This is a genomic window from Streptomyces humi, from assembly GCF_001005085.2.
GTDB lineage: Bacteria > Actinomycetota > Actinomycetes > Streptomycetales > Streptomycetaceae > Streptomyces > Streptomyces humi.
The window spans coordinates 80063-93773 of the sequence record NZ_LBMU02000099.1 but is presented as its reverse complement, the minus strand read 5'-3'; the positions used below and the strand labels follow the sequence as shown (position 1 = coordinate 93773).

The window sequence follows — 13711 nt, the reverse complement described above, 5'->3', positions numbered from 1 at the left end:
CGCACACAGCACGCGGCACGCGGCACACAGCACACAGCACACAGCACACAGCACACAGCACACAGCAACAGAAAGGCCCTCATGGACAAGGTCTGTCCGGGCGCCGCGGCAGCGGTCGCCGACATCCCCGACGGCGCGTCGCTGGCCGTCGGCGGCTTCGGTCTCAGCGGCATCCCGGCCGTCCTGATCCAGGCCCTGTACGACCAGGGCGCGAGCGGGCTGCGGATCGTCTCCAACAACTGCGGCGTGGACGGGCAGGGGCTCGGTGTGCTGCTGGGCGCGGGCCGTATCGCCCGGGTCACCGGCTCCTACGTCGGTGAGAACAAGGAGTTCGCCCGGCAGTACCTGTCGGGCGAGCTGGAGGTGGAGCTGGTGCCGCAGGGCACGCTGGCCGAGCGGCTGCGGGCGGGCGGCGCGGGCATCCCCGCCTTCTACACCCCGGCGGGCGTGGGCACCCAGGTCGCCGACGGCGGGCTGCCCTGGCGGTACGCCCCCGGGGGCGCGGTCGCGCTCGCATCGCCGGCGAAGGAGATCCGCACCTTCCAGGGCCGCCGGCACGTGCTGGAGCACGCCATCACCACCGACTTCGCGCTGGTGCGGGCCTGGCGCGGCGACCGGCACGGCAACCTCGTGTTCCGCAAGGCGGCGGCCAACTTCAACCCCCTGGCCGCGACGGCCGGCCGGATCACCGTCGCCGAGGTCGAGGAACTGGTGGAACCAGGCGAGCTGGCACCGGACGAGGTCCATCTGCCGGGCATCTACGTGCAGCGGGTGGTGCGGCTGACCGCCGGCCAGGCGGACGCCAAGGGCATAGAGAAAAGGACCGTACGCACATGAGCTGGACCCGCGACCGGATGGCCGCCCGCGCCGCCGCCGAACTCACCGACGGCTCCTACGTCAACCTGGGCATCGGGCTGCCCACCCTCGTCCCCGGTCACCTCCCGCCGGGCGTCCACGTGGTCCTGCACTCGGAGAACGGCATCCTGGGCACCGGCCCCTACCCGTACGAGCACGAGGTCGACCCGGACCTCGTCAACGCCGGCAAGGAGACCGTGACCGTGCTGCCCGGCGCCTCCTTCTTCGACTCCGCCCAGTCGTTCGGCATGATCCGCGGCGGCCACGTCGACACGGCCGTGCTCGGCGCCATGCAGGTGTCGGCCGCCGGTGACCTGGCCAACTGGATGGTCCCCGGCAAGATGGTCAAGGGCATGGGCGGCGCCATGGACCTCGTCCACGGCGCCCGCCGGGTGATCGTGCTGATGGAACACACCGCCAAGGACGGCACCCCGAAGATCCGCAAGGAGTGCACGCTGCCGCTGACCGGCGAGCGCTGCGTCCACCGGGTCATCACCGACCTCGGCGTCCTCGACGTCACACCCGAGGGGCTGGCACTCGTGGAGTGCGCGCCGGGGGTGACGCCGCGGCAGATCGCGGACCGCACGGACGCGCCGCTGCTGCGGTAGGCGGTCAGGCGCCGACGTACTGCGCGAGGTGTTCGGCGGTGAGGGTGGTGCGGGCGGCGACGAGGTCGGCCGGGGTGCCCTCGAAGACGATCCGGCCGCCGTCGTGGCCGGCCCCCGGACCGAGGTCGATGATCCAGTCGGCGTGGGCCATGACCGCCTGGTGGTGCTCGACGACGATGACGGACTTGCCGGAGTCCACCAACCGGTCGAGCAGACCGAGGAGTTGTTCGACGTCCGCGAGGTGCAGGCCCGCGGTCGGCTCGTCCAGGACGTAGACGCCGCCCTTGTCGGCCATGTGCGTGGCCAGCTTGAGGCGCTGCCGCTCACCGCCGGACAGGGTGGTGAGCGGCTGGCCGATGGTGAGGTAGCCGAGACCCACGTCGGTGAGCCGCCGGAGGATGCGGTGGGCGGCCGGGAGGGGCGCCCCGCCCGCGCCGAAGAACTCCTCGGCCTCGGTCACCGGCATCGCCAGCACCTCGCTGATGTCACGGCCGCCGAGGCGGTATTCGAGCACCGACGCCTCGAACCGCTTGCCGTCGCACTCCTCGCAGGTGGTGGCGACCCCGGCCATCATCGCCAGGTCGGTGTAGACGACGCCGGCGCCGTTGCAGGTCGGGCAGGCGCCCTCCGAATTGGAGCTGAACAGCGCGGGCTTGACGCCGTTCTCCTTGGCGAAGGCCTTGCGGATCGGTTCCAGCAGTCCGGTGTACGTCGCCGGGTTGCTGCGCCGGGAGCCGCGGATGGCGCCCTGGTCGACCGAGATCACCCCGGCGCCGGCCGGGATCGACCCGTGCACCAGGGAGCTCTTGCCGGAACCGGCGACACCGGTGACCACGGCCAGCACCCCGAGCGGGATGTCGACGTCGACACCCTGGAGGTTGTGGGCGGCCGCGCCCCGGATCTCCAGGGCCCCGGTGGGCTTGCGGACCGTCTCCTTGAGGGAGGCCCGGTCGTCGAAGTGACGGCCGGTGATGGTGCCGCCCTTGCGCAGCCCTTCGACGGAGCCCTCGAAGCAGACGGTGCCGCCGCCCGCTCCGGCCCCGGGGCCGAGGTCGACCACGTGGTCGGCGATCGCGATGACCTCCGGCTTGTGCTCCACGACGAGCACCGTGTTGCCCTTGTCGCGCAGCCGCAGCAGCAGGGCGTTCATCCGCTGGATGTCGTGCGGGTGCAGGCCGGTGGTGGGCTCGTCGAAGACGTAGGTGACGTCGGTCAGCGAGGAGCCGAGGTGGCGGATCATCTTGGTGCGCTGGGCCTCGCCGCCGGACAGGGTACCCGCCGACCGGTCGAGCGAGAGATAGCCGAGGCCGATCTCCACGAACGATTCGAGGGTGTGCCGGAGCGTCTCCAGCAGGGGTGCCACCGATGGTTCGTCGAGGTCCTTGACCCAGGCGGCCAGGTCGCTGATCTGCATCGCGCAGGCGTCCGCGATGCTGATCCCGTCGATCTTCGAGGAGCGGGCGCCCTCGCTGAGGCGGGTGCCGTCGCATTCGGGGCAGGTGGCGAAGGTGACCGCCCGTTCCACGAACTCGCGGACGTGCGGCTGCATCGACTCCTTGTCCTTGGCGAGCATCGACTTCTGGATGCGCGGGATCAGACCTTCGTAGGTCATGTTGATGCCCGCGATCTTCATCCGGGTCGGCTCGCGGTGCAGGAAGTCCTGGAGTTCCCTCTTGGTGAACCTGCTGATCGGCTTGTCCGGGTCGAAGAAGCCGGACTCGGCGTAGAGACGGGAGTTCCAGCCGCCGCCCTTGTAGCCGGGGACGGTGATCGCACCCTCGTTGAGGGACAGCTTCTCGTCGAAGAGCTGGCCGAGGTCGAGGTCGGTGACGGCGCCCCGGCCCTCGCAGCGCGGGCACATGCCGCCGGTGATGCTGAAGCTGCGGCGCTCCTTCACCTGCTGCCCGCCGCGTTCGACGGTGACGGCTCCGGCGCCGCTGATCGAGGCGATGTTGAAGGAGAACGCCTTGGGCGAGCCGATGTGCGGCTCGCCGAGCCTGCTGAAGAGGATGCGCAGCAACGCGTTGGCGTCGGTGGCGGTGCCGACGGTGGAGCGGGGGTCGCCGCCCATCCGCTGCTGGTCGACGATGATCGCGGTGGTCAGTCCGTCGAGGACGTCCACCTCGGGGCGGGCCAGGTTCGGCATGAAGCCCTGGACGAAGGCGGGGTACGTCTCGTTGATCAGCCGCTGGGACTCGGCGGCGATGGTGTCGAACACCAGCGAGCTCTTGCCCGAGCCGGAGACGCCGGTGAAGACCGTCAGCCGGCGCTTGGGGATCTCGATGCTGACGTCCTTGAGGTTGTTCTCGCGGGCACCGTGCACACGGATCAGACCGTGTGTGTCGGCCACGTGCGGCGTGGACGTCTGTGTCCCGGTCGTTCTGGCCATGCTCAAATCCGTCTCCATCCACTGCGCGGTGCCGGCGTCGCTGGCCGCCACGCTAGCGGGGCGGGAAGGCCGGTGCTTCTCCATTACTGATCGACCGGCGATCGTGCGCGACGCGCCCGGCGGCCCGGCGGTGGCTAGGCTGGCAGTCCCGGGGAAAGGCGGTGCCATGGATGCCGAGTCCCGGATCAGGGCCGCGATCGAGGAGCACTGGCGGGCGTCGGAGCGCGGGGACGTCGCGGCCGAGCACGCCGTCTACGCCGCCGACGCGGTCCTGGACTATCCGCAGTCGGGCGAGCGCTTCCGGGGCCGGGAGAAGATCGCCGCGCAGCGCGGCGGACACCCGGCCGACCGGCATTTCACCGTGCTGCGCGTCACCGGCCACGCGCGGTGGTGGGTGAGCGAGTGCGTCATCACCTACGACGGTGTGCCGTCGTACTCGGTGAGCGTCATGGAGTTCGCCGACGGCCAGGTGGTGCATGAGACGCAGTACTTCGCCGGGCCGTTCGGCGCGCCCGAGTGGCGGGCCGCGCTCGCGGAGCCGATGCCGGGGCGGACCGTCGAGGAGGCCTGACCTGCCGGGTACCGACGACCGATGTACGGTCGTTGTACGGCGTAGGTGCGGACCTCCCAGCCGACACACGGGCCGGCGCCCCGCGCACGCCCGGGAGTGCCCATGGCGCAGCAAGCGAACATCGCCGCACAGACCGCTTTCGGCGAGGCCGTCGTCGCCGGGAACCTCGACGCGCTGGACGACATCGTCGCACCCGATTCCGTCGATCACGACCCCGCCCCGGGACAGGGCCCGGGACCCGCCGGGTACAAGGCCATGTTCAACGACCTGCGCGAGGCCTTCCCCGATCTGCGGGTCGAGGTGGAGCACCTGCTGGCGACCGACGACGAGCTGGCCTTCGCCTACCGGATCAGCGGGACGCATCTGGGGCCGCTCATGGGGCGGCCCCCGACCGGCCGGAAGGTGCGCTACCGGGGCATGCAGATCAGCCGCTTCGACGGTGACGGCAAGCTCGTCGAGCGCTGGGGCAGCAGCGACGAACTGGGCATGCTGCGTCAGCTGGGCCTGGCCGAGGGGCCGTGACCACCGGCGGGAGCGGCAGGCCCCGCCCGGCCAGGTGACCCGGAGACCAGCCGGTACCGGTCGCCGTCGCGGGCGACCGGGTGGCTGCCACGTGACTCCCCCACGGTGACGCCGTAGGTGTATCGCGTCACCGTCGATACCTCGTGCCCGCGCAGCACGGGCACGCCGGCCTCCTCGACGACGGCCTGAGCAGGCGGCCCGGGTCCCGCCCGGCCCCGGGCGTCCGGGCCTCGCACACCCACGGGACGCCCGCCACCGAGCACCCCCGCTCGCCCGGCTACGAAGATTTTGCGTTCTCGCGGGACGCCCATGAACCGGCCGCCACCTGCCCGGAGTCCGCTTTGTCCGGCCGTCCGGGCCGCCGGTAACTGTGAGTTCACCCGGCCTGTCTTCCTCGGCAGTCTACGCGCGTGGTGTCATGCGCACGCTCACCCACCCCCCACGTGAGCGTCCATCGACTAGGAGTCACGCATGCTGTCGAAGCTTCTCGGTCGCGCGGGAGTCGCCCTGGCGGCCGGTGCCACCGTCGTAGCCACCGCGGTCCCCGCGAACGCCGCGAGTTACACCGCCTTCGCCTTCTCGCTCAGCAGCAGCGAGCCCACGATCTACGACTTCATCAACTCGGCCACCAGCTCGCTCGACATGACCATGTACGAGCTGGAGGACACCACGGCCGTCAACGACCTGATAGCCCTGGAGAACAAGGGCGTCACCGTTCGGGTCGTGCTCGACCGCCAGCACACGAGCGCCAACAACTCGGCCTACACCTCCCTCACCAACGCCGGTGTGGGCGTGGTCTGGTCGTCGTCCAGCTTCGTCTACACGCACCAGAAGACGATCACGGTGGACGCCACCAAGTCGCTGGTCCTGACCGGCAACCTGACCTCGCAGTACTACGCGACGGGCCGGGACTACGGCGTCTTCACCGACGACACCAGGGACGTCGCCGCGATCGAGAAGGTCTTCGCCGCCGACTACGCCGGCACCTCGGTCACCCCCACCGACGGCGACCACCTGCTCTGGTCCCCCACCGACTCGCGCAGCCGCCTGCTGTCCGTGATCAACGCCGCCACCAAGACGCTCGACGTCGAGGAACTGGAGTTCAGCGACAGCACGGTGGTCGACGCGATCGCCGCCAGAGCCGAGGCGGGCGTGAAGGTGAGGGTGGTCCTGGAGACCCCGGGCGACTACTCCAGCGAGGTCTCCGAGATCGAGGACGCCGGCGGCACGGTGGTCGGCTACTCCGACCCCGACGGCTTCTACATCCATGCCAAGGCCATGGTCGCCGACTACGGCCTGTCCACCCAGGAGGTGGAGGCCGGCTCCATGAACATCAGCAGCAACTCACTCTCCAGCAACCGCGAGTTGGGCATCATCCTCACGGGCACGGGGGTGGCGCAGTCGGTGGCCACGACCATCGAGACGACGTTCGCCAGCGACTACTCGGGCGGTACCGCCGCGTAGCGAACCGCCGCAAGCAGGGGCGGGCCGGGGCGGAGGTCGGCGGAAGCCGCCCCCGGCCCGCCCGTGGATGAGCTCGGCGGAAGCCGCGCCCGGCCCGCCCGTGGATGAGCTCGGGGGCACGGCCGACACGCCTGACATTTGTGCGCATTCTTGACGCACATCAAGGCCCCGCCTAACTTCGCGGCGTCAGTCCCCCCACCTGGCGCAAGGAGTCCGAGTTCGTGCCGCACCGCACCCGCCGTCGTACCCTCACCGCCCTCGCGGCCCTGCTGCTCGCCGCCTCCCTGACCCCCACGGCTCGGGCCGCCGAAGCCGTCCGCGTCGAGGGCACGTTGCCGTCCGGCGCGGCCTACGTCATCGACATGCCGGACAGCTGGAACGGCACCGTCCTGCTGTACAGCCACGGCTACACCCCGGTCGGCGTCCCCAACCCGGCACGGGACGCACCGGACGACGCCACCAAGTCGCTGCTGATGAAGCAGGGTTACGCGCTGACCGGCTCCTCGTACGCCACCGCCGGCTGGGCGGTGGCCGACGCGGTGCCCGACCAGCTCGCCACCCTCGACGCCTTCACCGGCCGCTTCGGCGCGGCCCGGCGCACCCTCGCGTGGGGCACCTCGTACGGCGGCCTGGTGACCACCATGATCGCCGAACGTCACCCGGACCGCGTCTCCGGGACGCTGTCGATGTGCGGTCTGGTGCAGGGCGGGGTCGCCACCTGGAACAGCATGCTGGACACCGCCTTCGCGCTGCGCACCCTGCTCGGCGGAACCGGCTCGGACATCCGGCTCACCGGGCTGCGCGACACCGCCGACGCGGCCGCCCAGGCCGCAGCCATGACCGAACTGGTCGAGAGGGCGCAGACCACCGCCACCGGCCGGGCCCGGATCGCGCTGGCCGCGGCCCTGTACGACGTCCCCGGCTGGAACGACGACGCCGTCCCCCGGCCCGCGCCGGCCGACTGGGACGCGCAGCAGGCCGGTCAGTACCGGGCCGTCGTCGGTCTGATCGGCCTCCCGGCCTTCGTCTGGCGGCAGGAGGCGGAGCGCCGGGCGGGCGGCAACATGTCCTGGAACACCGGCGTCGACTACCCGGCCATGCTGCGCAAGTCGCCGAATTCCAAGGAGGTTTCGGAGCTCTACCGCGAAGCGGGACGATCCTTGCGGACGGACCTCGGCGACCTGAACAGGGCAGCGCGCGTCGTCGCCGACCGGCAGGCCGTCGACTGGATGGACCGCACCAGCGTGTTCACCGGCCGGCTCCGCGGACCGCAGCTGGACATCCACACCACCGGCGACCCGCTGATCCCGGTCCAGGCCGAGAGCGCCCACCGGCGTGCCGCCACGGCCGCCGGCTCCGCCGCCCTGCTCCGGCAGGGTTACGTCGGCAACGCCGGCCACTGCACGTTCAGCCCCGGCGAACAGGTGGCCGCGCTGCACACCCTGGAGGACCGCATCGCCTCGGGCCACTGGCGGGGCGCCGATCCGGCCTCCCTCAACGCCCGCGCCCGCGCCGCCGACCCCGCCTCGGCGGCGCGCTACACCCCGTACGAACCGGGCCCCTACCCCCGTCCGTACGACCTGGCCCACCCGCGCGACCGGCAGCGGAGCCCAGGACACGCGGGCCGTCGTACGTCCCCCGGGTGGCCGTAACCTTGCGCACGTGAACGCCGAGATCGCACCGGAGGCCCCGGACTCCCCGCAGCCCCGCCCGCAGTCGCTCCTGCTCACCTTCTTCGGCAACCACGTACTGGAGCTGGGCCCGCTGGGCGTCTACTCGGGCAGCATCATCACGGTCCTGGGCCGGGCGGGCGTCGGCGAGCAGGCCGTACGCTCCACGCTCACCCGGATGGTCAACAGGAACCTGCTGCGACGCCAACGGCAGGGGCGCAGGATGTACTTCGGGCTGACGCCGCTCGCCGCGCAGATCCTGCACGACGGCCGCCGTCGGATCTGGGAGACCGGCGCCGTCAACGACGACTGGGACGGGTCCTGGACGCTGCTCGGCTTCTCGCTGCCGGAGTCCTGGCAGCGCCAGCGGCACGATCTGCGCTCGCAGCTCGGCTGGTCGGGTTTCGGGCCGCTCTACAGCGGACTGTGGATCGCGCCCGGCCGGGTCGACGTCTCCGCGGTGGTCGCCGAACTCGGGCTCTCCGCGCACGTGAAGATCTTCCACGCGCTGGCCGACGAGGCGACGGACATCGACGTGATGATCCGCGACACCTGGGACCTGGAGTCGATCGCCGCCCGCTACGCGGACTTCCGCGCCCGCTGGGAGGCGTGGCGGCCCGGACCCGACGGCGACGCCGTCGTCACCCGGCTGCGGCTGGTCAGCGAGTGGCTGGACATCATCCGCACCGATCCGCGGCTGCCGGCCCGGCATCTGCCCGCCGACTGGCCGGCCCACGCGGCGGAGTCGACGTTCCACCGGATCGCGGCCGAGACCGAGGCGCCGGCCCGCCGGATGGCCGCGGACCTGCTGGACACCACACCCCTGTGACCCTCCGGACCAGCACGGATCGGCAAGCGATCTATGCTGCCGGTAGCGGGCAGGTCGCCGGACCACAGGAACGGGTACCCGTGCCCGGCGTCGCTGCCGTCCGGCATCCGCACCCCGTCCGTCTCTCCCGAGGAAGCCCCGTTGAACTTCTGGTCGATCTATGAGCACGGTTTCGCGCGCGTGGCAGCCTGCACGGGCCACACCGTCATCGCCGACCCGCGCGCCAACGCCGAGGCCGTCCTGCGCCAGGCCCGCCGCTGCGCCGAGGAGGGCGTCGCGGTGGCGGTCTTCCCGGAACTGGGTCTGACCGGCTACTCGATCGAGGACCTGCTGCTCCAGGACGCGGTGCTCGACCAGGTCGAGGAGGCCCTCGCGACGGTGGCCGCCGGTTCGGCCGAACTGCTGCCGGTCCTCGTCGTCGGCGCGCCGCTGCGCCACCGCAACCGGATCTACAACTGCGCGGTGGTCGTGCACCGCGGCCGGATCCTCGGGGTCGCGCCCAAGTCCTACCCGCCGAACTACCGGGAGTTCTACGAGCGCCGGCAGCTCGCCGCGGGCGACGACGAGCGGGGCGGGACGATCCGGGTCGGCGGCGAGAGTGTGCCGTTCGGGGTGGACCTGCTGTTCGAAGCGGCCGACGTGCCCGGTCTCGTGGTGCACGCCGAGGTCTGCGAGGACATGTGGGTCCCCGTGCCGCCGAGCGCGGAGGCGGCGCTGGCCGGTGCCAGTGTCCTGGTCAACCTGTCCGGCAGCCCGATCACGGTCGGCCGCGCCGAGGACCGGAAGCTGCTGTGCCGCTCGGCGTCGCAGCGCTGCCTGGCCGCGTACGTCTACGCGGCGGCCGGACTCGGTGAGTCGTCCACGGACCTGTCCTGGGACGGGCAGACCATGATCTACGAGAACGGTCAGCTGCTGGCGGAGACGGACCGGTTCCCGCTCGACGACCAGTACGCGGTGGCCGACGTGGACCTGGACCTGCTGCGGCAGGAGCGGGCCCGGATGGGTTCGTTCGACGACAACCGCCGGACCCACGCGGCGCGCACCGGCGACTTCCGGACCGTCTCCTTCCGCCTCGACCCGCCCACGGCCGACCTGGGCCTGCGCCGCCGGGTGGAGCGCTTCCCGTTCGTGCCGGCCGACCCCGAACGACTCGCCCTGGACTGCTACGAGGCGTACAACATCCAGGTCGCGGCGCTCCAGCAGCGGCTGGCCGCGATCGGCGGCCCGAAGATCGTCATCGGTGTCTCCGGCGGGCTCGACTCCACGCACGCGCTGATCGTCGCCGCCCGCGCCATGGACCGCGCCGGCCGCCCGCGCAGCGACATCCTGGCCTTCACGCTGCCCGGCTTCGCCACCGGCGAGCACACCAAGGGCAACGCGCACCGGCTGATGAACTCGCTCGGCGTGACCGCGGCCGAGCTGGACATCACACCGACCGCGCGGCTGATGCTCGAGGAGATGGGCCATCCGTTCGCCGCCGGTGCGCCGGTGTACGACGTCACGTTCGAGAACGTGCAGGCCGGGCTGCGCACCGACTACCTGTTCCGGCTGGCGAACCAGCGTGGCGGCATCGTCCTCGGTACCGGGGACCTGTCGGAGCTGGCGCTCGGCTGGTCGACGTACGGCGTCGGCGACCAGATGAGCCACTACAACGTCAACTCCGGGGTGCCGAAGACGCTCATCCAGCATCTGATCCGGTGGGTGATCAGCAGCGAGCAGTTCGACCCGGAGACCGGCCGGACGCTGGCCGCGATCCTGGACACGGAGATCAGCCCGGAGCTGGTGCCCGGCGAGGAACTACAGTCCACCGAGTCGAAGATCGGTCCGTACGCGCTGCACGACTTCACCCTGTACCAGGTGCTGCGGCACGGCTTCCGGCCGTCGAAGATCGCCTTCCTGGCCTGGCACGCCTGGCACGACCGGGCCGCGGGCGCCTGGCCGCCCGGCTTCCCGGACTCCGAGCGGAAGGCGTACGGCCTGGCGGAGATCCGGCACTGGCTCGACTACTTCTGCCGTCGCTTCTTCGCCTTCGCCCAGTTCAAGCGCTCGGCGATGCCGAACGGCCCGAAGGTCTCGGCGGGCGGCTCCCTCTCCCCGCGCGGCGACTGGCGTGCGCCGTCCGACAGTTCGGCGCGGGCCTGGCTGCGCGACCTGGAGCGGGTACCGGAGCAGTGATCCGTGGCCCCGGTGGGGGAACGTCCGCGCGATTTGGCGTGCGTCCCCCTGCCGGGGTAGGCTCGATCTTGAGCGAGGCACTCAAGTCCGAGTGACGCGCGATGCGTTGGTGGTCCAAGGAAAGACGCCCCGCTTCCTGCGGGGAAATGCAGGTGCAAGGCCTGCCCGGCGCTCCGATCGAAGAGTCCCGCCCCTGATCCGTCGGGGGCGGGACTTTTCGCGTGCCGGGAACCGCGTCGGGTGCGGCGCCCGGCGGCGGTGGGACGCACTCTGACGGGTGAACATCCGGCCGGAGTCGACCGATGGTACGAACGGGCTGGTCAAGGCCTTCGCCGCGGCACGACGAGCACCGCGCGCGACCCGGGAGCGGTTGCGGTGACCTGTGCCGCTTTCCACGGTGGGGACAAGGACAGCAGTCTCGAAAGGAACCCCATGCGCACCCTGGTCTCCCGTGGCTTCCTCATCTCGCCCCTGGTCTGTGCCGCTCTGGTCCTCGGCCCGGCCGCCGCAACCGCCGCCGCCGACGCCGGCCGAGACGCGCCGGGACGCGGTGCCGCGCAGCGGGTTCCGGCGTCCGGCGCCGACCTCGACACGCTCCTGGACCGGTTCGAAGCGACGCACGACTCCCGACTCGTCAGCCCGTTCCTCAGCACGGTGCCCGGCGCCACGCTCGACCCGGCCGGAGCCGCCGCCTACGCGCAGGCGGTCCGGAAGTGGAGCGACACCGTCCAGCAGCACCTCAAGGCCACCGGCACCCGCGACTCCGCGCACCGGGCCGGGACCCGGGCGGCCGACCCGGTGTCGGACCTGGTGAACGCGATCCAGGCCGCCGTCACCAAGCTGCTGAGCGCGGTGACCTCGCTCGACCTCGGCGGAGTGGTGAGCGCCGTCACCGGGCTGCTCGCCCCCGTCCTCGCCGCGGTCACCGGACTTCTCGGCAGTGCCGTACCCGCGCTACCGGCACTGCCCACCACGGACGCCGCCGCCACGACGACCGTGACTCCGTGAGCGTCTGACACACCGCCACCGCGGCCGGTTCGGCCGCCCGGCTCAGCCCTCGTCCCAGCCCGGTGCGGTCCGCAGGACCCGCTCCGCGACCCGGAGGAGGGCTGTGTCGTCGGGCAGTACGTCGTCCTGGCGCCAGAGCGCGACCTCGAAGGCCCCCTTCCCGTCGTCCTTGGCGTGCTGCGAGACCAGGACGCAGCGCGCCGTGCCGCCGGGACCCGAGGTGGCCTTGCCGCCGCCGAGGTCGAACCCGATCGAGAAGGTCGGGCTGGAGTAGACGACGGCCGGATGCCCCAGCACCTTCGTCCGCCTGGTGCCGGCGAGCAGGTCGCCCGTCTCCGCGACGCGCAGGTCGTCGTACGCCGCCGAGAGCTTCACGGAGTACGTCTCCAGGGTCACCGTCGCGTCCGGTGAGGGGATCTTCGTGCCGCCGGAGAGGGTGATCCAGTCCCCGTTACCGCTGGCGGTCTCGATCCGCTCGTGGGGCGTACCCAGCAGCGCCGGCAGGTCCGGGCGGTTCAGCAGCGCGCACAGCCGGGCGCCGGAGACGTACCGGGCGGGCAGCCGGTCGTGCGAGGTGGTGCAGGTCGCCGGTTCGCCGCTGGTGTCCTTCTGATGGACGAACTGCTTCTGCGCCCACAGCGCGCCCACCACGACCGCCAGCAGGGCCACCGCCGCGAGTGCCTGTAGCACCGGTCTGCCGTGCTTTTCGGGCTCGCCGAAACCTTCGCTCATGTCCCCCACCCCCGCTGTGCGTCCCCTGTGCGCGTGGAGCCTAACGGATGTTCACGGCGTGGGCACACGCAGCACGACCCCTCGGTGGCCGTGGCCTCCTCCGGGCGTGTTTGATGGCGGCAGCACGCTGTTCGATGGCGGCAGCACGCTTCGTCCCGGAGGAAGGCAGAGGTGGACACGGTGGCCGACGGACGGGTCTTCGAGGCGGACGGGAGCGCCCTGGTGGTGCGTCGCGCGCCACGGGAGCGGGCCCGCGCGGCGGTACTCGTCCTGCACGGCGGGCAGGAGCACGGGACGGGTCCGGCGCGCCCCTGGCAGCCGGCCGCCCTGCGGATGCGGCCCTTCACGGGTGTCGCGGCCTCCGTCTCCTCGCCGCGAGACGTGCTGGTGGGCCAGGTGCGCTACCGCTACCGGGGCTGGAACGACACGGCCGACCCGCTGCACGACACCCTGCGGGCCCTCGACGAACTGCGCGGACTGGCCGGGGACGTACCGGTGGTGCTGGTCGGGCACTCCATGGGCGGGCGTGCCGCGCTCCGTGCCGCCGCCGATCCCGCGGTGCGCGGCGTGCTGGCGCTGGCGCCCTGGTGTCCGGCCGACGACCCGGTGGACGACCTCGACGGCACGCGGATCCTCGTACTCCACGGGGACCGGGACCACACCACCGAGCCCGGTGAGTCGGCCGCGTACGTACGGCACGCCCGTGAGGCCGGCGCCGAGGCCGGGATGGTGCTGCTCCGGGGGTGCGATCACGCGATGCTCCGGCGCAGCCGGGACTGGCACCGCGCGTCCGCCGCCGCCATCAGGCGGTTGCTGCGTCCCGAACGCGATCTGGACGGCTGGACGGCGGAGGCCTGCGCGGCGGACGGACCGCTTCTGCGCTGAGAC

The 13711-nt window shown here is 71.9% G+C and carries 12 protein-coding genes; 10 read left to right on the top strand and 2 right to left on the bottom strand.

What is annotated here, in order from left to right; all coding sequences use genetic code 11:
- Window positions 1–81: 81 nt before the first annotated feature.
- Together AAW13_RS37635 and AAW13_RS37630 are read left to right on the top strand one after the other, a co-directional pair.
- Complete coding sequence (locus AAW13_RS37635; protein WP_046728865.1) at window positions 82–837, top strand: CoA transferase subunit A; 756 nt, start codon at window positions 82–84, stop codon at window positions 835–837.
- Window positions 834–1463 carry a 3-oxoacid CoA-transferase subunit B gene (locus tag AAW13_RS37630; protein WP_046728866.1) on the top strand — a complete coding sequence of 210 codons (630 nt, stop codon included), beginning with the start codon at window positions 834–836 and terminating at the stop codon, window positions 1461–1463. The genes AAW13_RS37635 and AAW13_RS37630 overlap by 4 nt, the downstream gene beginning before the upstream one ends.
- Window positions 1464–1467: 4 nt before the next feature.
- Here the strand turns inward: AAW13_RS37630 and AAW13_RS37625 are convergent, their stop codons facing one another.
- Complete coding sequence (locus tag AAW13_RS37625) at window positions 1468–3852, bottom strand: ATP-binding cassette domain-containing protein (RefSeq protein WP_046728948.1); 2385 nt, start codon at window positions 3850–3852, stop codon at window positions 1468–1470.
- A gap of 166 nt (window positions 3853–4018) precedes the next feature.
- Here AAW13_RS37625 and AAW13_RS37620 point away from each other — a divergent pair, with 166 nt between their 5' ends.
- The 7 genes from AAW13_RS37620 (at window position 4019) to AAW13_RS37590 (ending at window position 12091) form a co-directional block, all read left to right on the top strand.
- Window positions 4019–4423 (top strand): nuclear transport factor 2 family protein, encoded by a 405-nt coding sequence (locus AAW13_RS37620; protein ID WP_046728867.1) that lies wholly within the window; start codon window positions 4019–4021, stop codon window positions 4421–4423.
- Window positions 4424–4525: 102 nt separating this feature from the next.
- On the top strand, window positions 4526–4945 hold the full coding sequence (locus AAW13_RS37615; protein ID WP_046728868.1) for an ester cyclase: 420 nt from the start codon (window positions 4526–4528) through the stop codon (window positions 4943–4945).
- A 471-nt stretch (window positions 4946–5416) separates the two neighbouring features.
- Complete coding sequence (locus AAW13_RS37610; protein WP_046728869.1) at window positions 5417–6409, top strand: phospholipase D-like domain-containing protein; 993 nt, start codon at window positions 5417–5419, stop codon at window positions 6407–6409.
- Window positions 6410–6630: 221 nt separating this feature from the next.
- Entirely contained in the window at window positions 6631–8061 is a 1431-nt protein-coding gene (locus tag AAW13_RS37605; RefSeq protein ID WP_052768523.1) for an alpha/beta hydrolase family protein, read from the top strand.
- Between the two features lie 10 nt (window positions 8062–8071).
- On the top strand, window positions 8072–8908 hold the full coding sequence (locus tag AAW13_RS37600) for a PaaX family transcriptional regulator (RefSeq protein WP_046728870.1): 837 nt from the start codon (window positions 8072–8074) through the stop codon (window positions 8906–8908).
- A 141-nt stretch (window positions 8909–9049) separates the two neighbouring features.
- The gene (locus AAW13_RS37595; protein WP_046728871.1) at window positions 9050–11083 is read left to right on the top strand and encodes an NAD(+) synthase; all 2034 of its coding nucleotides are present in this window, start codon (window positions 9050–9052) and stop codon (window positions 11081–11083) included.
- A 432-nt stretch (window positions 11084–11515) separates the two neighbouring features.
- The gene (locus AAW13_RS37590; protein ID WP_046728872.1) at window positions 11516–12091 is read left to right on the top strand and encodes a hypothetical protein; all 576 of its coding nucleotides are present in this window, start codon (window positions 11516–11518) and stop codon (window positions 12089–12091) included.
- Window positions 12092–12133: 42 nt separating this feature from the next.
- Here AAW13_RS37590 and AAW13_RS37585 read toward each other — a convergent pair whose 3' ends face one another.
- The gene (locus AAW13_RS37585; protein ID WP_046728873.1) at window positions 12134–12823 is read right to left on the bottom strand and encodes a DUF6215 domain-containing protein; all 690 of its coding nucleotides are present in this window, start codon (window positions 12821–12823) and stop codon (window positions 12134–12136) included.
- A gap of 171 nt (window positions 12824–12994) precedes the next feature.
- On the opposite strand from AAW13_RS37585, the gene AAW13_RS37580 reads away from it, so the two are divergent.
- A complete protein-coding gene (locus AAW13_RS37580) occupies window positions 12995–13708 on the top strand; it encodes a dienelactone hydrolase family protein (RefSeq protein ID WP_240528853.1) in 714 nt (237 codons plus the stop codon).
- Window positions 13709–13711: the final 3 nt, after the last annotated feature.

Excerpts from the sequence above, each read along its gene's own strand:
- AAW13_RS37620 (WP_046728867.1), top strand. The coding sequence starts at position 4,019 with ATGGATGCCGAGTCCCGGATCAGGGCCGCGATCGAGGAGCACTGGCGG.
- AAW13_RS37630 (WP_046728866.1), top strand. The coding sequence starts at position 834 with ATGAGCTGGACCCGCGACCGGATGGCCGCCCGCGCCGCCGCCGAACTC.
- AAW13_RS37625 (WP_046728948.1), bottom strand. The coding sequence starts at position 3,852 with ATGGCCAGAACGACCGGGACACAGACGTCCACGCCGCACGTGGCCGAC.
- AAW13_RS37585 (WP_046728873.1), bottom strand. The coding sequence starts at position 12,823 with ATGAGCGAAGGTTTCGGCGAGCCCGAAAAGCACGGCAGACCGGTGCTA.
- AAW13_RS37590 (WP_046728872.1), top strand. The coding sequence starts at position 11,516 with ATGCGCACCCTGGTCTCCCGTGGCTTCCTCATCTCGCCCCTGGTCTGT.
- AAW13_RS37615 (WP_046728868.1), top strand. The coding sequence starts at position 4,526 with ATGGCGCAGCAAGCGAACATCGCCGCACAGACCGCTTTCGGCGAGGCC.
- AAW13_RS37610 (WP_046728869.1), top strand. The coding sequence starts at position 5,417 with ATGCTGTCGAAGCTTCTCGGTCGCGCGGGAGTCGCCCTGGCGGCCGGT.
- AAW13_RS37635 (WP_046728865.1), top strand. The coding sequence starts at position 82 with ATGGACAAGGTCTGTCCGGGCGCCGCGGCAGCGGTCGCCGACATCCCC.